Consider the following 20,602-nt stretch of genomic DNA (forward strand, 5'->3'; position numbering starts at 1 on the left):
ACCTCTTAATATTGTAAGTTGTTATTTATAGCTGACATACCCTTGTAGGCTAAGTTTCAAATGTTAATTCAAATTAATTTAATACATAGCTACTTGAAAGTTGCATCTTCAAGTATCACGAGTATATGAAATAGAATCAAAGGAGCAGTTAAGAGTTGCTTTGTATAAAACACCAACAGCCGTTGCAGCTGTTGGTGCCAATAATATTTATTGTTCTTCCCTTAAAAAGACAGGTTTAGCATAAGTGGATTGTTCTTTACTGTAGTAATAACCAGCCACATCAAAAGTTTCTAGTTGATCGCGGGTCTTAATATCATTTTCAATAATAAAACGTGCCATCATACCTCTTGCTTTTTTAGCGTAAAAGCTAATCACCTTATATTTACCTGATTTAAAATCCTTAAATTCAGGAGTAATTAGCTCACCTTTTAACAATTTAGGTTTAACCGCTTTAAAATATTCATTAGAAGCAAGGTTCACAACCAAGTCATCATCAGTTAGCTCTTGGTTTAGCTTCTCCGTAATAATGTCACCCCAAAATTGATATAAATTGCTTCCACGAGCATTAGAGAGTTTTGTTCCCATTTCTAAGCGATACGCTTGCATTAAATCTAACGGTTTAAGGACGCCATATAACCCTGAAAGCATACGCAGGCAAGATTGCGCTTTTTGCAATGAATCAGCAGACAAAGAATCCGCGTCTAACCCTGTATACACATCACCTCTAAACGCAAACAAAGCTTGCTTAGCATTCTTGAGGTTGAACTCTGGTTGCCACTCAGCAAATCTTGCAGCATTTAATCCAGCAATTTTATCACTTACTTTCATTAAACTGGCTATATCAGCTGGAGTCAGTTCTTTACATACCTTAATAAGCTCAGCACTTTGCTCAAGCAATACAGGCTGCGTGAATTCAGTAGTTGTAGCAGAGTTTTCCATATCCAGCGTTTTGGCTGGAGATACTAATATCAACATATCTACTCCTTGATAGATTTATTCTCAGCAGGCTGCCAAATATCGTCATTAAGTTCTTTAGCAAGCTCAGGAAATTTATTAGGATCAAATTCCGGCTCTACGCCCTCTTTCACTTGCTGGCGATAATCTTTGATCACTTTAAAGGCAATACCTGATAACAATAGCAATGCTGACAAGTTGACTAATGCCATCAGCCCCATTGCAACATCAGCTAAATTCCACACTAGACTGATTTTAGCTAGAGAACCAAACATGACCATACCTAAAACAGCTACCTTTAAAAGGTTAACCCAAAGTTTACCGTGCTTAGCGATAAACAGAATATTAGTCTCAGCGTAAGAATAATTCGCAATAATAGAAGTAAAACAAAACAACAAAATCGCAAAGGCGAAGAATAAACTACCAAAGCTTCCAATGTGATTATTCAAGGCTTCAATAGTTACTGCAATACCATCTTTACCGGCAGGAATATCACCAGCAAGAAGAATAATTGCCGCGGTTGCCGTACAAATCACGATAGTGTCAATAAATACCCCAATCATCTGCACATAACCTTGTGACGCAGGATGATTTGGATTTGGTGTTGCACTCGCTGCGATATTAGCTGCACTCCCCATACCGGCTTCATTAGAAAACAGACCACGTGCGATACCCGCTTGCATTGCCTGCGCAACTGCATAAGCAACACCACCAGCAGCCACTTCTTGCCAACCAAACGCACTTTTAACTACAAGCATAAAGATACGTGGTAGCTCAGTCACATTCATAAAGACAATCACAAAGGCTACAGCCACATAAGCAACAGCCATAATAGGTACAAGTAATTCAGATACTCTGGCTACTTTACGCATACCGCCCATAATCACAAAAGCGGTTGCAACAACAATAATAATACCGGTCCATAAATCATCAACATGATAAATGCTGCTAATAGCAGAGCTAATGGTGTTAGCTTGTACTGCGCTAAACACCAGACCAAATGCAATAATCAATAAGATGGAAAATAAAATACCCATCCAACGTTGCCCTAACCCTCTTTCCATATAATAAGCAGGACCACCACGGAATTCACCGTCATCATCGCGTACTTTATATACTTGTGCTAATGTGCCTTCGATCATGGCTGTAGCCATACCTAATACAGCAATCAACCACATCCAGAAGACAGCCCCAGGGCCACCAGCACCAATTGCAACTGCAACGCCGGCCATATTACCTGCGCCAACACGAGCGGCCATAGAAGTACAAAATACTTGGAAAGAAGAAAGGCCACCCTTCGCTTTATCGCGGCTGATCTTCATTAAGTGAATAGAGTGCTTAAACTCTGTCAATTGAATTAATTTAAGACCTAAGGTGAAATAAACACCAGCTCCGACAAGTGCGTAAACTAATAGTTTGCCCCACAATAATCCGTTCAAGAAATCAATAATGGTTTCTAGCATCCAATCTCTACCTTGTATTACATCAAAGCCTCATAGCTTACTAAAAAAAGAGCCATACTCAAAATGACCACAGTTCAACCTAACACTTTCAATTTGGCTCACTGTGACTTTTTTAAGCTTTCCTACTGACACTAGGTCGTTCAGTAGGTACCTTCAGCCTGTTATGTTTAATTCCTAAAACTCTCAACAAATGAAGCCGTGATCCACCTCACATTTGTTGCTTTATACAACGATTTCATCTCGAATCTGGATATTGAATAAGCTAAAGTCGGCTTTCACACTAGGGATAGCTCTCGGCATTACTCCATCCTCACAGCCTGCCAAAACCAAAACTTTCAAATGTGAGAGATAAGTAAAAAGTTTTTAATTATTTTCAACGTAATAATTAAAAATTGGATGTAAAGCACATTTTTGTAACTAAATTACAAATATTATAGCCACAGGTATTTAGTTGTATTCATCTCGTTTGCTCCAGTGAGGCTAACATGACCCAAGCAAGAGAAATTACTGCTCTAAAAAAATTAGTAAGAGCATCAAACTTTCTAGCAACATCTCAAATTTATCTTAAAAAGAACGTCTTACACAAAAGACCTCTTGAACATGGCGACATCAAACCGCGACTTTTAGGTCACTGGGGAACATGTCCCGGCATTAACTTCGTTTATGCACATGTAAATCGTCTTATTGTAAAAAACCAACGTCCTTTCTTATACTTAGTTGGACCAGGCCACGGTTTCCCAGCTGTTCAAGCTAACTTATTCATTGAAGGCTCACTAAGCCACTACTACCCAGACATCATTCCTTACAACGAAGACGGCATCGTCGATATTTGTAAGAAATTTTCAGCAGCATACGGTTATCCTTCACACGCTAACCCAGAAGCTCCTGGTCAAATTCTTGAAGGTGGTGAGCTAGGTTACTCTTTATCTGTTGGTTTTGGTGCGGTTCTAGATAACCCTAACCTAATCGCAACAGTGCTTGTTGGTGATGGTGAAGCCGAAACAGGTCCTCTAGCGGCATCTTGGTATGCAAACCGTCTTATCAACCCAGCGACTGATGGTGCAGTACTTCCTATCGTTCACATCAATGGTTATAAGATTTCTGGCCCTACTCGTATGGGTCGTATGAGCCACGAAGAGTTAGATCTTGAATTCCGTGGTCTTGGTTATCACCCAATCATTGTGGACGATCAAGAAGAAGGTGACGTGTATGTAACTATGGCTGAGGCTATGGACAAAGCATACGAAATCATCAATGACGTTCAAACTCGTGCTCGTAACGGTGAAGATGTAGAAAAACCACGTTGGCCTGTAATCTTAATGCGTACAGCTAAAGGTTGGACTGGTGTTTCTGAAGACAACGGTAACAAGCTTGAAGGCAACTGTGACTCTCACCAAGTTATCGTTAACAAGTGTGCGACGAATAAAGAACACCTTGAAGCATTAGATGCTTGGTTAGCAAGCTACAAGTTCGATGAGCTATATAAGCAAGACGCTCATGGTCATTTAACTTTCGATAAAGACATTCAGTCTTTACTTCCACCAAAAGAGTTATGCTGTGGTCGTCAACACCTAAGCTATGGCGGTGAAGTTGTTCGCGCACTGAACAACCCAGATCTAAACAAGCTATCTTATGGTCCAGAAGTACCTCGCGGTCACCGTGGCTTCTCGATGAACAAGATGGGTGAGTGGATGCGTGAAGCGTTTAAGCTAAACCGCGATCAACGTAACCTACGTATCTTCAGCCCTGACGAAACATACTCTAACCAGCTTCAAGCGGTATTCGAAGAAACTGACCGTGCATGGCAGTGGCCTATCGAAGAATGGGATAAAGACATGGCTCGTGATGGTCGTGTACTAGAACTACTTTCTGAAAACTTACTGTTCGGGATGCTTCACGGCTACACAGTAACGGGTCGTCACGGTATGTTCCCAACTTATGAGTCTTTCTCACAAGTTATTTCTTCAATGGCTGACCAATACTGTAAATACGTTTATGCAAGCCAAGGTGTACATTTCCGTAAGCCTTTACCATCTTGCAACGTAGTATTGTCTTCACTACTAGAGCGTCAAGATCACAACGGTTACTCTCACCAAAACCCATCGTTCTTAGGTGCGATGCTAGAGAAACACCCTAAGATCACTTCTGCATACTTACCAGCGGATGCAAACAGCACTCTGGTATATACAGAAAAAGCATATGCAGGTCGTGACAAGCTAAACATTCTAGTTGCTGGTAAGAAAGAACTTCCTCAATGGTTGAACCTAGAAGAAGCTCGTAAGCAAGCTGCTGATGGTGTAATGGTTTGGGACTTCGCTTCTGACGAAAACCCAGATGTAATTCTAGCGGCATGTGGTGACTATGTAACTCAAGAAGCCATGGCTGCTCTAGTACTTATCCGTGAAATGCTTCCACGTGTACGTGTTCGTTTCGTGAGCGTTACTGAACTAACTTCAAGCGGTCTAGGTAGCCCAGAGTTCCAAGCTAAACCTTGGCTAATGGATGAAATCTTTACTGAAGATAAAGGTGTTGTATTCAACTATCACGGTTATCCAAACACCATTAAGAAACTTATCTTTGATTACAAAGGTTGTAAGCGTTTCCGTATTAAAGGTTACGAAGAAGAAGGTTCTACTACAACTCCATTCGATATGGGTGTACGTAACGGTACTTCTCGTTTCCACTTAGTCATTGATATGGCTTACAAGTTGTTCCAACAAGGTGTTATCGACGAGCCACAGCATGTTGATATCACCACAGATATGTTGCAGCGTCTTGTTGACCATAACAACTACATCAAAGTACACGGTGTGGATCCTAAGCACATCGAAGACTGGGTGTGGACTCGCTAATCTAAGCGCATTCGCTTTAATGGCAAAAAGGCCGTCAGTATAAGCTTGACGGCCTTTTTTATAATATTAGATCTAATTTTAATTCCATTTTGCCCAATTAAAAACAAAAACCGTACCTACTTTAGGTGCATATTTCCCTGTTGCGGGTTGACCATTATGCAGTTTAAGAAATGCGTATTTTCCTCGAGGATCATGCCAACCAAGGTAGCCATCTCTAATAACTAATTTACCGCTAAGGTCGGTTGAAAACCAACGAACAGAACTTCCATACCAGACTTTATCGCCATTAGCGATGTCTTTTAAACTGATATTTTGCGCTGTTTTATCTTCACCGTGTAGTTTATTTAGTGGCTTTAACTCTATACGACCCTCTTTATCATACTTGCTTACAATATAAAATCGCTGTTTATGAAATTCTGGCTGTTCCAAGGGCTTAGGATCAAAATAACGATTCCCTTGGGAAGTATTGACGTGAGTGATGAGCGAAACAATTTCGCGGTCTAACTCTGACACTCTAACATTGGGTTTGTTAGGTTGCTTTTTAATCGTTCCAAAATCGCTTTGATAAGGATATCTTGCACTCATGTATAAAGAGGGTTCATACCAACCAGAACTTAGCCCTTTTCCAAAGATGTCATCACCAAGAATGACCGTACTCGGTAAATACCCAAGAGGTAAAGCATAAACGCTTCCAGGTGCATGACCTAGTTCTATCTCTTCATATGTCTGGAAAAAAATGCTATTCCGTTTGGGATCTGAATAAATTTTATTTGATGATCTTTGTTGAGGTCTAACGTAATCATTGACATATGAAACTAAGTGATTTGTTGTATATGTTCCTTCTTTTTTTTGCTTAACTTTATTGCTTTTTAAAGCATAAAAAAAGTTTCTTACTGGATATGAATCAGGAATATCGATCCTACCTGTTCGTACTCTAACGTCATTAAAATATGTTTCCCCTTCAATATAAATGTGAGTTTTATAATTAATATTGACAATCTCAACAGGTATAGATGTCTTAGTTATTTCTTCAGCAACACCACTAATAATATTTTGATTCCCATCAATTAAAAAAATGTCATAGAATCTGGAACCTTCAAGGTCAACCCTATCTGCTCGATTTTTGAAAGGCGTATCAATGACGAAACTTTTGAAATCAACTTTTATCCGACGAATTCTTTGCCCCTGCCTGAACACATCACTAACGATATCATCGTATAATATTTCCCCTCCCAACACAGCCCCCTCACCTGAAACAGATGCTGTTTCAGCACCTAGATCATAGGGAGATATTCTTATTTCTTTTTTTGATCTTCTCTCCCTTAAAAGCAAACCGTATCTTGGTAATGTATCTATGTTATTAACCCTAAAAAAACCAAGTGTTTTGTTTATCTTAACGGTCGATTGCCTTTGGTTTTTTATCCCTATCTCTAATAGAATACCTCCATCTACTTTAGCTGCATCTTGCCCTTCACCTGCTATAGTTGATGCAGAAATGCAAACTAATATCACTAATGAAACTATTCGTATTACTTGACTGTACATAACTCGTCCTTGCCCATAGTTATAACTAACGTTAACTATAGACAAAAGAATTCCGCTAAGCAGATACGAAAAGCACATAGCTTAATATTTAACGAAGTTCAGTACGTATATTTTCTTCACTCTGTAGTTTTCTCAACCTAGGGCGTGTTGATCTTTCAGGATTAAATTTTGTGCTATTTGAGCACTTTTCTGTTCAAGGCGTGAGCAGTGAAGCTTAGTCAACTCAGAGAGCTGCTCACAACAAAGAACAGGAAGTGCTCAAAAGCATCGAAGACAACGTAAATTGGTCACTTCTGCTGCGTTATCGTCTGTTTATGTGGGGCAGCCACACTTCACAAACTCTGCCTTGCATAAGATAACCAATTTATCGCTGCAAAAATAAACACGAAAGATCAACACGCCCTAGAATACAAAAACGATTTAAGCCAAGCATCTTGAAATCCACTTATGATAAAATTCGACTTTTGTATCAATCTAATTTTATGGATTTTTTAGTTGATTTTGGGTATGCAGGACTGTTTTCTGCCGCATTTTTAGCCGCTACGATACTCCCCCTTGGCTCAGAAGTTATTTTGGTTTCTTTATTGATATCAGGGTTATCACCGACAGCATTAGTCGTTGTAGCCAGCATAGGTAATGTTCTTGGTTCTTACACCAACTATCTTATCGGTGCATATCTTTCCCAAAGCAAAGCGCAACGTTGGCTAAAAATCTCAGACAAAGAACTTGAGCAAGCTCAACAAAGATTTAAAAAATACGGTACTTTATCGTTGTGTTTTGCATGGTTGCCTGTCATAGGTGATCCTCTAACATTAATTGCGGGAGTATTAAGAGTTAAATTACTTCACTTCTTCACACTCGTCACAATAGGAAAAGCAGGTCGTTATTGTGTTTTAGCCTATTTAACGTTATACGCCCTTTAACCCAGAGACTATATGGCCTCTAGTTTACTTCTCCCTCCTAAAGCAAAAATGTAAATAAAGTTACATTTTTGCTTTAGAATGCGCATTAGCTGCCACAGAAATTATCTATTTCAAGTATTTTTAGTAATTTAATTTCAAGATATTGGAATTTACTTTAAAATAGTTTTTAATACTGAAAACTCTTTTTATGTTAAGAAGTATCTCATGACAAACAGCTTAGAACAGCTAAAGCAACACACCACTGTAGTTGCCGATACTGGTGATATTGAAAGTATCAAACGATACCAACCAGAAGATGCCACCACCAACCCATCACTTATTTTAAAAGCATCTGAAATTCCACAGTATGCGAATTTAATTGAAGACGCCGTAAATTGGGCAAAATCTCAAAGTGGTAACCTTGAGCAACAAATTGAAGATGCTGCTGATAAACTGGCAGTCAACATCGGTGTTGAAATTCTTAAATATGTACCAGGCCGCATGTCTACCGAAGTAGACGCACATCTGTCTTTTGATAAAGAAGCATCTATCGCTAAAGCTCATAAGCTTATCAAGCTATATCAAGATGCTGGTATCGATAAGTCTCGTATCCTTATCAAACTTGCTTCAACTTGGGAAGGCATTGCTGCTGCTAAGGAACTTGAGCAAGAAGGCATTAACTGTAACTTAACGTTATTGTTTAGCTTTGCTCAAGCTAGAGCTTGTGCTGAAGCAGATGTATATCTGATCTCACCTTTTGTCGGTCGTATTTTAGATTGGTACAAAAAAGCACATCAAAAAGACTATACAGCTCAAGAAGATCCTGGAGTTCAATCTGTTACTGAAATTTACCAGTACTACAAAGAACATGGCTACAACACTATTGTAATGGGTGCTAGCTTCCGTAACACTGGGGAAATCTTAGAGTTGGCAGGCTGTGATCGTCTCACTATCGGTCCTTCACTATTAGAAGAGCTTACAAATTCAGAACTTACAGTTGAACGCAAGCTAAGCCCTGTTGAAGCCAGTAAAAAAGAACCTACACAACTTACTGAAGCAGAGTTCCGTTGGCAGTTTAACCAAGATGCTATGGCGGTTGAAAAACTGGCAGAAGGCATTAGAAACTTTGCGATAGATCAAGACAAGCTTGAAGTGATGCTTAAATCTAAGTTACAAGCTTAAAAAACTATAAAATACTCAGGCGACTTAGGTCGCCTGTTTTATTTATTCTACATAACTAATTTAACAGTTATTAAATCCTAAACGGACTTAACTCAGGAGAAGCGTTACATGTCCCATCTAACCGAATCTTCAGCTTGGCAAGCTCTTTCATCTCATCAGCCAAGCATCAAGCATATGCGTGAGTTATTTAAAGAAGATCCACAACGTTTTGAAAAAATGTCTTTAAAAAGCTGTGGCTTCTTATTCGACTATTCTAAAAACCGTCTCGATGATAAAGCGCTCGAACTTCTTATTGAATTAGCTAACTCAGCTAATCTCCCAGCAAAAATAAAAGCCATGTTCGCTGGTGAAGCCATTAATACCACAGAAAATCGAGCGGTATTGCACACAGCACTTCGCGCAGATTCAAATGCAGACATTCGAGTCAACGGTGAAAACATTGTTCCTGAAGTTCAACAAACACTGGCTAAAATGGAGCAATTTGTTGCTGACGTTCACCAAGGTACTTGGAAAGGTCACACAGGTAAAACCATCACAGACATCGTAAGTATCGGTATCGGCGGTTCATTCTTAGGCCCAAAAATCGCATCTCAAGCGCTTCGCCCATTTTGGACTGGCCACCTTAACTGCCACTTTGTGGCCAACGTAGATGCCACTTCAATCGTTGAAAAGCTAAAAGGGTTAGATCCTGAAACTACATTGTTCGTTATGTCTTCTAAGTCGTTTTCGACTCAAGAAACATTAACTAATACCTTATCAGCAAGAAAATGGCTGTTGGATTCTGGCGCTGAGCAATCAGCAGTAGCAAAACACTTTGTTGCGATTACGTCGAACGTACCCAAAGCCACCGAGTTTGGTATCGATGCCAATAACATTTTCCCTATGTGGGACTGGGTTGGCGGTCGCTACTCCATGTGGTCTGCTATCGGCTTACCAGTAGCGCTGTTAATCGGCTTTAATGCGTTTAGAGAGCTTCTAGCTGGTGCTGCTGAAATGGATGAGCATTTTGCAACTCAGCCATTAGAGCAAAACATGCCTGTATTAATGGGAATGATTTCTTTGTGGTACAGCAATTTCTACGGTAGCCAGTCACAAGTCGTATTGACTTACGATCACTACTTACGCGGCTTACCAGCCTATATTCAACAGTTGGATATGGAAAGTAACGGTAAATCTGTAAACCTTGCAGGTGACGAACTTGATTACACCACAGGCCCAATAATTTGGGGTGGTGAAGGTACAAATGGCCAACATGCTTATCACCAGTTAATCCACCAAGGTACTGCGTTAATTCCCGCTGATTTCATCATGCCATTAAACAGCCATAACCCACTTGGCGAACATCACGCTCAGTTGGCCTCTAACTGTTTTGGCCAAACTCAAGCCTTGATGCAAGGCCGTACATATGAAGAATCATTGGCAGAATTAGCAAACTCATCACTATCTGATGCAGAAAAAGATGTAATAGCTAAACACAAGGTTATGCCAGGGAATCGCCCTAGCAACACCATTTTGATGGATAAACTTACACCTAAGACGCTGGGTTCACTGATTGCACTTTATGAACACAGAACGTTTGTTCAAGGCGCTATTTGGGATATCAACTCATTTGATCAATGGGGTGTAGAACTAGGCAAAGTACTTGGTGTGAACGTATTAGCTGAACTTAACCCATCTAATCAATGCAATAAATTTGATGCATCTACTAATGCACTTATAAACTGCTTCAATAGTAATCAAATCTAGCTTTTCTTTTAGGCGCTCAATCGAGCGCCTTTTTTAGGCTCAACTCGCTCCTGTCATTTTAAAGTAATAATTACCTATTAGATTGTCCCTAAGTCAGAACAATAAAATTTAACAAAATGAAAACAAAGTATTTGCACTAATCATACAAATCATGATATCTATGAATTGTTCGATCAAACAACAGGAGGTTGCTATGGGACAGTTGGATTATGCGAGCGTATTGGACAACGTTGTTGAAAGACCTACAAGAACGAAAAGCTCTAATAAAAAGCGCAAATGGCGTGAAATCGAAACCCTAAAAGATAAACATAAGCTATTAAAAGAACTCAAAGAAATAGATAATAACTTTCAGTTGGATTACAACGATATCCTAGCTTAATACCTTTCTAGTAACCCCAAAGAGCGCCCACTGGCGCTCTTTTTGATTTGTGTTATCATCCACACAAAATCAAATCCGGAGTAAATATGAAAATCACCAAACACAGTGCTGTTACCGTACATTATCGTCTTTCTGAAAAAACGGGAGAGCTGATTGAGGATTCATTCGCAGCAGAGCCTATGTACTATCTACATGGTGCTAACAATATGATTCCTGCATTAGAATCGGCGCTTGAGGGCAAAGCCAAAGGCGAGAAAGTTGACGTTGAAGTTGCAGCCAAAGACGCTTACGGTGAGCCACAAGAAGAACTAATCCAAGAAGTACCATTAACAGCGTTTGGTGAAATTGAAGATATCGTTCCGGGTATGCGTTTTATGGCTGAAACCGATAACGGCCAAGTACCAGTTGTAGTAACTGAAGTTAAAGATGAAAGCATCATCGTTGACGGTAACCACCCACTAACAGGCAAAGATTTAAGCTTCCACCTTGAAGTTGTTGATGTGCGTGAAGCTACCGAAGAAGAAGTTGCCCACGGTCATATCCACGCTCCTGGCGCAAGTTGCGGTCATTAATGATTTAAAAAGAACAGCCTAATCAAGGCTGTTCTTCTCTATTTTGCATACATTAAAACACCCTATATCCATTTCAAAAAAATACTTGTCAATTTTTCGGTTGCGGCTACAGCTAAGTATTTCTAAAGTAGCGGTTATCGAATTATTTTATTAGTAAGCTCAAATGCACATAACCGATCAGCAACAAATCAAGACCTATTACAAAGCATTACTTAATAGAGATGCCAGTTACCTTGGTAGTTTTATCGTCGGCGTAAAAACCACTAACATTTTTTGCATTGCGACCTGCCGAGCTAGAAAGCCTAAATTCGAGAACGTGGAGTTTTTCTCTGAGATTAAAGATGCACTTAACGCTGGTTATCGTCCATGTAAAGTTTGTAAACCAACGGCGAATAACCAAGAGACACCTGAGGACGTTCAACAAGCCATTCAATTAGTCCAAGATAACCCTAAGCAAAAAGTAACCGACTATCAATTAAGACAGCAAAACCTAAGCCCCGAGAATTTAAGGCGTTGGTTTAAAAAGCATTACGGGATCACATTTCAAACTTATCAGCGAATGTTCCGTGTCAATACCGCCTTTGAAGAGTTGCAATCAGGCAAAACGACTACGGAAACCGCTCTTGATAGCGGCTATGACTCACTCAGTGGCTTTGGCTATACCTTTAAAAAGGTCTTAGGAAAGTCTCCTAAGCAAGCCCACGAACAACAAACCATTTTAATATCACGAGTTGGCACCCCCATAGGTCCAATGTTTGTTTGCGCCACAAATAAAGGAGTTTGTTTGTTAGAATTTGTAGATAGACGAATGCTTGAAACTGAATTTAAAGACTTACAAAAGCGTTTAAATGCTCACATTGTTATTGGCGAAAATGAACACAGCTGCCAAGCTAAACGTGAGATAAATGAATACTTTCAAGGTAAACGGAAGCACTTTGAAGTTAGTCTAGATACTCCGGGGACAGAGTTTCAACAACAAGTATGGGAAATACTTCAACACATCCCTTATGGTGAAACTCATTCATATCAGCAACAAGCGCAAGCAATCAATAACCCTAAAGCGGTAAGAGCAGTGGCTTCAGCCAATGGCATGAATCGTGTCGCTATTATTACTCCCTGCCATAGAGTCATCGGCAAAGATGGTTCTCTAACCGGTTATGGTGGAGGGCTTGAAAGAAAGCGCTGGCTACTTGAACATGAAAGCAAAAATGTGATTTAGATTTAAATCAATAAACGAATTGTTTACAATCGAAATCACAAACAAATAATAAATTGGGACGTATCCATGTTTAAAAAACTCATTGTGGCATCTGCATTAGCTACAACAATGATGACACCAGCCCTAGCTAACAACTTCAAAAAGCCAGAAAAGGCTATTGAGTACCGCCAATCTTCATTTAGCATGATTGCCTATAATTTCGGTGATATGTCTAAAATGCTTAGAAAGAAAAAGCCAATGGATGCAGCAGTTTTCAAACAAAGAGCTGAAAATGTTGCTGCGCTAGCTAAATTACCTTTAGAAGCATTCATCCCTGGTACATACAAAGGGAATACTGAAGCACTCGCTAAAATTGATACTAAAATGGCTGACTTTGAAGGCAAAATGAAAACTTTTATCAAGAATTCAGAACTGTTGGCTCAAGCTGCAAATAATAACGCAAGCCATGGTCAACTGAAAAAAGCCTTCGGTGCAGTAGCGAAGACATGTAAAAGCTGTCATGACGCTTATAAGAAAGACTAATTAGTCTTTCTTAACAAAAAAGCGAGCTGATAAGTAGCTCGCTTTTTTATGTTCAACTCATAGACAGGATCTTAAGCATAAGATGATAAAAAGATAGAAAAAAGGCTTCATTCGTGATCAAATCATTTCGCCAAAAACAAACAGATTACTCAGAAGCCGATGAGTATTATTTCAGTAAAGCAACAAATTACCAAATTCTTTATTTCATCAAACCTAGATGCTCAAGCGAAAAGTACAGGTTTTATGAAGCGGATTCGAGCCATAAAGCCACTTGAGTTTGTTACCAGCCTCGTCGCAGCTTTGAGCAAGAGTAACATTGCTTCGATTAATGAAGTCGTTAGACAGTTTAATGGTATGAGACTATCTGAAGATGAATTTGTTGCCTATAAACCGTTTCATAATCAGTTAGCTAAGAAAGAGTTTCCAAAGTTTATCAAGCAAATAACAAAACAAGCTTTGGCAACTTTATTACCACAAGAACAAGAAATTCCTGAGAGGCTAAAGCAATTTAAACAGGTTATTTTGCATGATGGTTCATCGCTCACAGTTCACCCGGAATTAGCTACGGATTTTAAAGGACGTTTTACCAAACATGCGCCAGCGGCTATTGAGTGTCACGTCAGTTTGTCATTGTTTGAACGCAAAATAATTCACATGGATATTGATGCTGACTCAGTTTCAGAACACGATTACTTACCAGCAGCATCCACCCTAAGAAGTTGTTTATTTCTCGCTGACTCTGGTTATGTGAATACACCTTACTTTGCAGAACTAGATACAAATGATGCGAGCTTTATTGTAAAAGGGAAAAGTAGTTTAAACCCAACGATTACCAAAGCTTACAACGGCAATGGTAAAGAGCTAAAGCGCCCTATAGGTAAGAAGCTTAAGGACGTTTCGCAAAAACAAAATAGCCAGAAAGTTATGGATTTCGATGTTGAGTGGGGTAAATACAAATGTCGCCTAATCCGACGCTGGGTCGCATCAGAGCAAAAATTTGTACTTTGGTTAACGAACTTGCCTCGCTCCGAATTTAGCGCAGATGAAGTTACCATGCTTTACCGTGTACGTTGGCAAGTTGAGCTGCTGTTTAAGGAGCTGAAATCTCACAATAACCTGAGGAAGTTTAATACTCAGAAAAAGCCAATAGTAGAAGGGTTGATTTGGGCGAGTTTACTCACGCTTATTATAAAAAGAGCAATAGCCACTCAAGCGGTAAATGCCATCTCAATGTTCAAAGCCTCAATGAACGTAGATGTTTGGTTTATTCCAATACTTCAAGCGGTCGCAGACAGGGAGTATATTGCACTAAAAGAACGAGTTGAGTGGGCGTATATTTATCTCCAGAATAATGCCGTTACCAGCCAGCAGAAAAAGTCTAAAGGTTATAGTAAGTTAGACAATATTTACGCCCACTTTAATTCTTAAGGTTCAGTCTATGATGTTCAACTATAACTGCTTTAACAAAGGCCAAATTAAGATATAACCAATGATCCCCAATATAGTGGCTAAAATGGTTAGTCCTACAAAGCTAGAACGAAAACTAAGGGGTTTTGATGGCTGTTCAGATAAATATTTCTTACCATGAAACATCGCTGGGACAAGGTTTTCACCTTTGATAGTATGAATAATTACCGCAATTACATGGAGTACAATTAACCCTAAAATCAGATTAAATGTATTTTTATGTAGCCAAGTTAGTAGACTCGCGACATCTTCACTTACAAGGCTATATAACGGCCCTTCAGTAAAAATATCATCGGTAGTAAATAATCCAGTTCCGAATTGAAAGCTGATAATGAGTACTAGCGCGATAACCATATAACCGCCTACAGGGTTATGACCTGCAAACTCAGGCGCTTTTTTATTCTTTAGTTGAGAGATGTATTTCAGTGTCTTTACCGGGTGAACCACAAATTGGCTAAAACGAGCACTATCACTGCCTATTATTCCCCAAATCACACGGAAAATTAGGATTGAAACCAAGCTATAGGCAAAAATCTGGTGTAATTCCATTTCACCATTCTCACCGCTCCACCAAAGCAAACCCATTAATACAACTAATGACCAGTGAAATAAACGAGTAGGAACATCCCAAACTTTAACTTCAACACTCGCTTTTGACATCATTTCTCCAAGGACAAAAAGTGATTTTTTATAATTCTTCTCAACAAATCCCATCAAATATGCGGCTAATTTGTTCCTTATTCAAGCAAATTTTACCAGTTTGTAATTAATTTGAGACTGTTCGAACACTTTTACTCCAAGTAAACCTTTTTCGAAAAAAAATGTGATAAAGATCATATCTTTTGTGCTGGCTTTTGTTAGTCTGGGTACACGGAAGCAATAACAAGAAGGTTCGAAATATGTTAAAAATTACGAGCAAACACCTTGAAGTAACTCCTAGCATCAGAGAGCGTATCGAAGCAAAACTAGAAAAACTCTCGAGACATGATGTACCACTGATCAATCCTCATATCATTATTACGCAGGAAAAACAGCTATTTAAAATTGAAGCGACAGTGGGTATTCCAAATGGAGAACTCTTTGCTCAAGCAAAAAGCGATAACCTATATTCTGCCATTACAGCGATGGGACAGAAACTACAAAAGCAATTGAATCGAACCCAAGATAAACCAACAGCTAATCGTCGAGATACTCCCGAGTATGTTGAGGAAGTGATCGGTGATGAAGAGTTTGAAGATGAAGAATATGCGGCCTAGCAAGGCCGCTTGTTAAAACCTTACATGGAGGAAACTAGTTATCATTTGCAACTAAGCTGAGAATCTATCCCAAGATAAATGATAAGATTTCATTAATGACTTTGGTTACAACCAGAATTGATGGATCCTCAGCACTCTTATAGTTTCTTAATTAAATCTTTACTTTGTGCACCTTTCGCTAACATTTCAGCATTTATCTCTTCGATTTTAGTCTTTGGTAAGTAAGCAACGTCATCACATAAAAAAGCTCTATCCTTAACCATTAATTCGGCTATCACGGTAGAAGGCAATTGCTCTAAGCAGCTTATTTTCAAAGGCATCGATTGAATACTTCCCAAATAACCTTTAAGTGCCACGATCTTAATTGGTGCTTGACACACTTTCTGTAAAGCATCAATGAAGCATTGCGTACTCAGTTTTAAGCTCGCACTCCCCAATTTAGACATTAGTGCGCCATCATATTGAGCGCAGAGAAAAACATCAGCTACCGAGTTTTTGTGTAACTCTTTTATCATCCGAACAATCCATTCTTCTGGAAGAATATTAATTAGACGAAGTAAAGTTATGGGCAGCATCCCATGAGTTTCAAGCAATAGCTCTTTTATAAAATCATTATCTTGCACTCTTAATATTTCAAGAACTTGTCGAGCCTCTTCGACTTCTAATTTTTTCAATATTTCTATTTTGTATCCTTTTATCTCGGCAACAAAAGGGGCAAAACACTCCACTAACGATTGGTCATGTAGCATTAACCTTATCTTAGTCAGCAGTTCATTAGTATCCCCCTGCTCCATGAGTGCTCTTTTAGTTTTCTGCTGCATAATAGGTACAAGTCCCATTAAACATGATTGGGTATTACTATGTGTGGGCACCACTGTTGCTATGGCTGAGATGGGGAATTCAGCCATTAAATAGAACAAACAACTGTGCTTTTGGTTTGCGAAAAACTGTATTAATCTGGCTAAATCTTCTCTGTTCTTCCATGTATCAAACATCAACTGGCTAGCACGAATATAACTAATCCTCTCAGGCATTCCTTTAAAGTCTCTAGGATCTAGATTTAATAACAACTCACGAAAAGTAACATCAGTATCTAGTACTCTTGTGATGAACAAATAGTGTTCTTCATCTAAACACAGTAATACTGTAAGTATTGATTGAGATGGTTGTGTAAATAACGACCTACACATAGAAATGAAAACCGCAGAATCGGATCTACATGATAAAGCATTCAACGCTGTGGCTATGACCTCAGGAGAGTTAATATAGTCAGTGATCGTGGGAAAACTTGCTTTATTGCATACCCTTACACTTGCTTTTGCTTGAGTTTCTGAATCATCTCCAACTGATTGAGATCTAGAGCTATTGCATTCAATAGATACATTTTGAAAAGTAAGACAATTGAGTTGCTGCGCCAGTAAGTCAACGATTAAGTAATTAATAATATTATCAATGTAATGTAATTGAGATTTCATTGTTTCAAAAGGTAAGGAATTCTGTTGATATTTTAAAACAATAACCCTTCGTTTTTGGTCTAAAGCCGAAAGCCATTCATTACAAGTTACTTTGTTGAATCGGGAAAAAACGATTACTTTAATTCCATTAAAACAACTGGATGTCGACATATGTGCAATAGTCTCAGCCGTTAATAAAAAGCTCCACTGGCTTGCTATTGGCTTACCGACAATTATCATCATGGATTTAAACTCTTCCGGAGCAGAAACAGCAAACTGGTTCAATTTAATCGCAAATATTTCTGGATTATTAAGTTCAATTCTTTTGAAGCACTCCCCGCATTCATCTGCCTTCAGCGATTTAAAATATTCGCTGCTTACCTCTTTATTTGCAGTGACTAATAAAGCCATATAGCGCTTATTGAGGTGAGCTTTTCGTTCTGGCTCATAATGTGTCGTATTACGGAACACATCCAGTAAAACATAGGGCATTGAAGTATCAAACGTTTCTTCTTCGTCCAATTGCAATGCATAGAGCACCCCCGCCGCTTTATCTGGTGACAAAAGTGCTAACACCGCTTGAGCCTTATCAAACGGAAGATCCGATAGTAAGAGAGCCGTTAGCATAGCGGGCCATAAATTGGCGGCCCCAGCTAACGACTCAGGCTTGAGCTTAGCAATAAATTGAGGGTCAAAATAAGCGGCTGTATTGCCATCAACCTCTATGAGCCCTGGAAGTCCACTCTTAGCTCTCAAAACAGTAGCTTTTTGTTTGTCATCTAAGGCTTCTATCTGGGCAATTAACCCTTGATGATTGACCACACTATTTATAAAACTATAATCACTGGCTCCAGCTTTAAGTAACAGTTTGATATTATCCTGTTGCTCGCAAATGACGGTTAAAACATCCTCACAAATATCTGGAGTGACACGATTTAGTTCGCTCAATAGCTCAATGATTTCAGCTATCGATTTGACTTCATCATCTCCACCTACCCGTTCTAATAAATAATTTAGCCAAACCAAACGCTTTTCCGGTGAGCATTGTAAGAAAAAATCTGTAAACACTTGAAGATTACAGCGACGTAGAGTTTTAGCTGTTATCTCTACAGGTGTTGAATTCGAAACAAGCACGCTATTTCGATATTGAAGTGCAATCTGCTGCTCATCTGAGCTTGGCCATTCAGTTGTCACTTGTTCTCGTCGATTTCCCGAATCAACTAAGAAAGCCCTTAATTCTTGACTTTCATCAACTACGGCTACTTCATATACATCTTTAAAAATAATACCGGTCGTAAACCTTGCTGGAGTTTGTTGAAGATCTATATAATCATTTTGTAGAACAGAAGAAAAATGCTCTGTCTTTAGAAACATCAATACCTCTCCACAACCAAGTTTTATATCTTTGTATTGGATGTTTAATATATTGATTTATCGACGTAACATCATGAATGGAGTATTAGCGATTGTTAATCATATCAGCAGCAGACTGAAGCAATACTCGACTTTCTTGTTGAAACTGTTGAGCAAAATCACCTAAGTAGTTTGAAACCTCTATAAACTTATTGATGAATTTTTCTCTATCTCCAGATTCCAATAATGACAATAATGATTGATAGCTATTGGCATAGGAGCTAATTTTTTCAATGCTCTTGGTTTGAGCATAAATGATATCAGCATAGAGTTTGGGGTTTTGCGCAAACAAACGCCCAACCATAGCCAGCTCTAACCGATAAATGGGTGAACTATATTGCAAGAGCTTTTCAACATCTGCTTGCGAATCAAATAATGCAACACCATACGCAAAAGTAGAAAAATGTCTTAATGCTTGTACCGTTTGCATGGCTTCATCATGTTCATTTGCACAGGCTTCAACTAAACTGGCTCCCCATATTTCCATTTGTTGAATAAGCCATTGATATTGTACTTGCCCTCTTCCGTGACAAACCACAATAATTTGTTTTGCCAAACTCTTTACATCACCACCAAACATAGGGTGAAATCCGACTACAGGGCCTTTGTGAGATTTCATCATCGCTTGTAACGGCTCTGATTTGATTGAGGTTAAATCAGCTAAGATGCAGTGCGGTGGAAGCTCAGTAAGTCTTTGACGGATCAATTCACAAGTTGCTGAAATTGGAACAGTAACAATAATGACACCTGCTTGTTCAAACCATTTGGGCGCCTGTTCCCAATCACCTTCACCTAAACAACGAACACGATAACCAGATAGTCGGAACATTTCAGTAAACAACTGTCCCATGTGCCCTTTACCACCAATGATGACAATATCACCACAATCTGGATTCAATTGCTTAAAGCCACTTTTGTTTTCACTCCGATAGGACTCACGCATTAAGCGCCTAAGCACATCTTCGATTAACTGTGGTTCCACTCCTATCTCTTCGGCTTCTGCGCGGCGCTTGCTGAGCATAACCGCTTCTCTTTCTGGCGCATAAATAGGTAAACCCGCCTCATGTTTTACATGTCCCACTTGCTTGACTAAATCTAAACGTTGTCTCAATAAATCCAACAATTGCTGATCAACAGCATCAATTTGAGTCCGCAACGCCTCTAATGACTCTGTGGTTTTTTCTGACATGACAAAGGGTTACCCTGAATGAATAAACCTTGATTATGTCGTTGAACTAAAATTTAGACAACAAAAAACCGCCACTAGGGCGGTTTTCTGTGCGAACACTACGTCTTTGTTTACTATGGCTTAAGTAAAAATTACTTAGCCAACTTTTCGCGGATACGTGCAGACTTACCTGAACGCTCACGTAGATAGTAAAGCTTAGCGCGACGAACGCGACCACGACGTTTAACTTCAATCTTAGCTACTGCTGGGCTGTGCGTTTGGAAAGCACGCTCAACACCTTCACCGTTAGAAATTTTACGAACAGTGAATGCAGAGTGCAAACCACGGTTACGTTTAGCGATAACAACACCTTCGAACGCCTGTAGACGCTCTTTGTTACCTTCTTTTACACGCACAGAAACAACAACAGTGTCACCTGCGCCGAACTCTGGTACGTCAGTTTTCATTTGCTCATCGTTGAGCATTTTAATGATATTGTTCATTTATT

Annotated in this window: 16 protein-coding genes and 1 pseudogene; 10 read left to right on the plus strand and 7 right to left on the minus strand. The window is 39.2% G+C overall.

Going from position 1 to position 20,602, the window contains the following annotated elements:
- Window positions 1-207: 207 nt before the first annotated feature.
- Window positions 208-975, minus strand: coding sequence for a peroxide stress protein YaaA (gene yaaA, locus D5018_RS01730; RefSeq protein WP_121837258.1), 768 nt, complete (start codon window positions 973-975; stop codon window positions 208-210).
- A gap of 2 nt (window positions 976-977) precedes the next feature.
- On the minus strand, window positions 978-2,417 hold the full coding sequence (locus tag D5018_RS01735) for an alanine/glycine:cation symporter family protein (protein WP_121837259.1): 1,440 nt from the start codon (window positions 2,415-2,417) through the stop codon (window positions 978-980).
- A gap of 485 nt (window positions 2,418-2,902) precedes the next feature.
- On the opposite strand from D5018_RS01735, the gene D5018_RS01740 reads away from it, so the two are divergent.
- Complete coding sequence (locus D5018_RS01740; protein WP_121837260.1) at window positions 2,903-5,269, plus strand: phosphoketolase family protein; 2,367 nt, start codon at window positions 2,903-2,905, stop codon at window positions 5,267-5,269.
- Window positions 5,270-5,347: 78 nt separating this feature from the next.
- On the opposite strand, the gene D5018_RS01745 is transcribed toward D5018_RS01740, so the two are convergent.
- Window positions 5,348-6,814, minus strand: a complete 1,467-nt coding sequence (locus D5018_RS01745) for a hypothetical protein (protein ID WP_121837261.1) — start codon at window positions 6,812-6,814, stop codon at window positions 5,348-5,350.
- A gap of 434 nt (window positions 6,815-7,248) precedes the next feature.
- Between D5018_RS01745 and D5018_RS01750 the strand changes: the two genes are divergently transcribed.
- From D5018_RS01750 to D5018_RS01785, 8 genes and pseudogenes are all read left to right on the plus strand, one after another.
- On the plus strand, window positions 7,249-7,737 hold the full coding sequence (locus D5018_RS01750; protein ID WP_243637356.1) for a YqaA family protein: 489 nt from the start codon (window positions 7,249-7,251) through the stop codon (window positions 7,735-7,737).
- A gap of 204 nt (window positions 7,738-7,941) precedes the next feature.
- Entirely contained in the window at window positions 7,942-8,898 is a 957-nt protein-coding gene (gene tal, locus D5018_RS01755) for a transaldolase (RefSeq protein WP_121837263.1), read from the plus strand.
- A gap of 108 nt (window positions 8,899-9,006) precedes the next feature.
- Window positions 9,007-10,644: a glucose-6-phosphate isomerase gene (gene pgi, locus D5018_RS01760; protein WP_121837264.1), complete on the plus strand. Its 1,638-nt coding sequence runs from the start codon at window positions 9,007-9,009 to the stop codon at window positions 10,642-10,644.
- Window positions 10,645-10,837: 193 nt separating this feature from the next.
- Complete coding sequence (locus D5018_RS01765; RefSeq protein WP_121837265.1) at window positions 10,838-11,023, plus strand: DUF3545 family protein; 186 nt, start codon at window positions 10,838-10,840, stop codon at window positions 11,021-11,023.
- A gap of 86 nt (window positions 11,024-11,109) precedes the next feature.
- A pseudogene (locus tag D5018_RS01770) lies at window positions 11,110-11,592 on the plus strand (FKBP-type peptidyl-prolyl cis-trans isomerase); the annotation flags it as partial.
- Window positions 11,593-11,758: 166 nt separating this feature from the next.
- Complete coding sequence (locus tag D5018_RS01775) at window positions 11,759-12,814, plus strand: bifunctional transcriptional activator/DNA repair enzyme AdaA (protein WP_121837267.1); 1,056 nt, start codon at window positions 11,759-11,761, stop codon at window positions 12,812-12,814.
- Window positions 12,815-12,880: 66 nt separating this feature from the next.
- Complete coding sequence (locus D5018_RS01780; protein ID WP_121837268.1) at window positions 12,881-13,336, plus strand: c-type cytochrome; 456 nt, start codon at window positions 12,881-12,883, stop codon at window positions 13,334-13,336.
- Window positions 13,337-13,495: 159 nt separating this feature from the next.
- Complete coding sequence (locus D5018_RS01785) at window positions 13,496-14,764, plus strand: IS4 family transposase (RefSeq protein WP_121837269.1); 1,269 nt, start codon at window positions 13,496-13,498, stop codon at window positions 14,762-14,764.
- Window positions 14,765-14,785: 21 nt separating this feature from the next.
- On the opposite strand, the gene D5018_RS01790 is transcribed toward D5018_RS01785, so the two are convergent.
- Window positions 14,786-15,463: a cytochrome b/b6 domain-containing protein gene (locus D5018_RS01790; RefSeq protein ID WP_121837314.1), complete on the minus strand. Its 678-nt coding sequence runs from the start codon at window positions 15,461-15,463 to the stop codon at window positions 14,786-14,788.
- A gap of 239 nt (window positions 15,464-15,702) precedes the next feature.
- Here D5018_RS01790 and hpf point away from each other — a divergent pair, with 239 nt between their 5' ends.
- Entirely contained in the window at window positions 15,703-16,059 is a 357-nt protein-coding gene (hpf, locus tag D5018_RS01795) for a ribosome hibernation-promoting factor, HPF/YfiA family (protein ID WP_121837270.1), read from the plus strand.
- 137 nt (window positions 16,060-16,196) lie between these two features.
- On the opposite strand, the gene D5018_RS01800 is transcribed toward hpf, so the two are convergent.
- From D5018_RS01800 to rplS, 3 genes are all read right to left on the minus strand, one after another.
- Window positions 16,197-18,887, minus strand: a complete 2,691-nt coding sequence (locus tag D5018_RS01800) for a magnesium and cobalt transport protein CorA (protein WP_121837271.1) — start codon at window positions 18,885-18,887, stop codon at window positions 16,197-16,199.
- A gap of 85 nt (window positions 18,888-18,972) precedes the next feature.
- Window positions 18,973-20,115: a bifunctional chorismate mutase/prephenate dehydrogenase gene (gene tyrA / locus D5018_RS01805; protein WP_121837272.1), complete on the minus strand. Its 1,143-nt coding sequence runs from the start codon at window positions 20,113-20,115 to the stop codon at window positions 18,973-18,975.
- Between the two features lie 131 nt (window positions 20,116-20,246).
- A complete protein-coding gene (gene rplS / locus D5018_RS01810; protein ID WP_121837273.1) occupies window positions 20,247-20,597 on the minus strand; it encodes a 50S ribosomal protein L19 in 351 nt (116 codons plus the stop codon).
- Window positions 20,598-20,602 lie beyond the last annotated feature (5 nt).

The sequence above is a fragment of the Parashewanella curva genome, assembly GCF_003675895.1.
Classification (GTDB): Bacteria; Pseudomonadota; Gammaproteobacteria; order Enterobacterales; family Shewanellaceae; genus Parashewanella; species Parashewanella curva.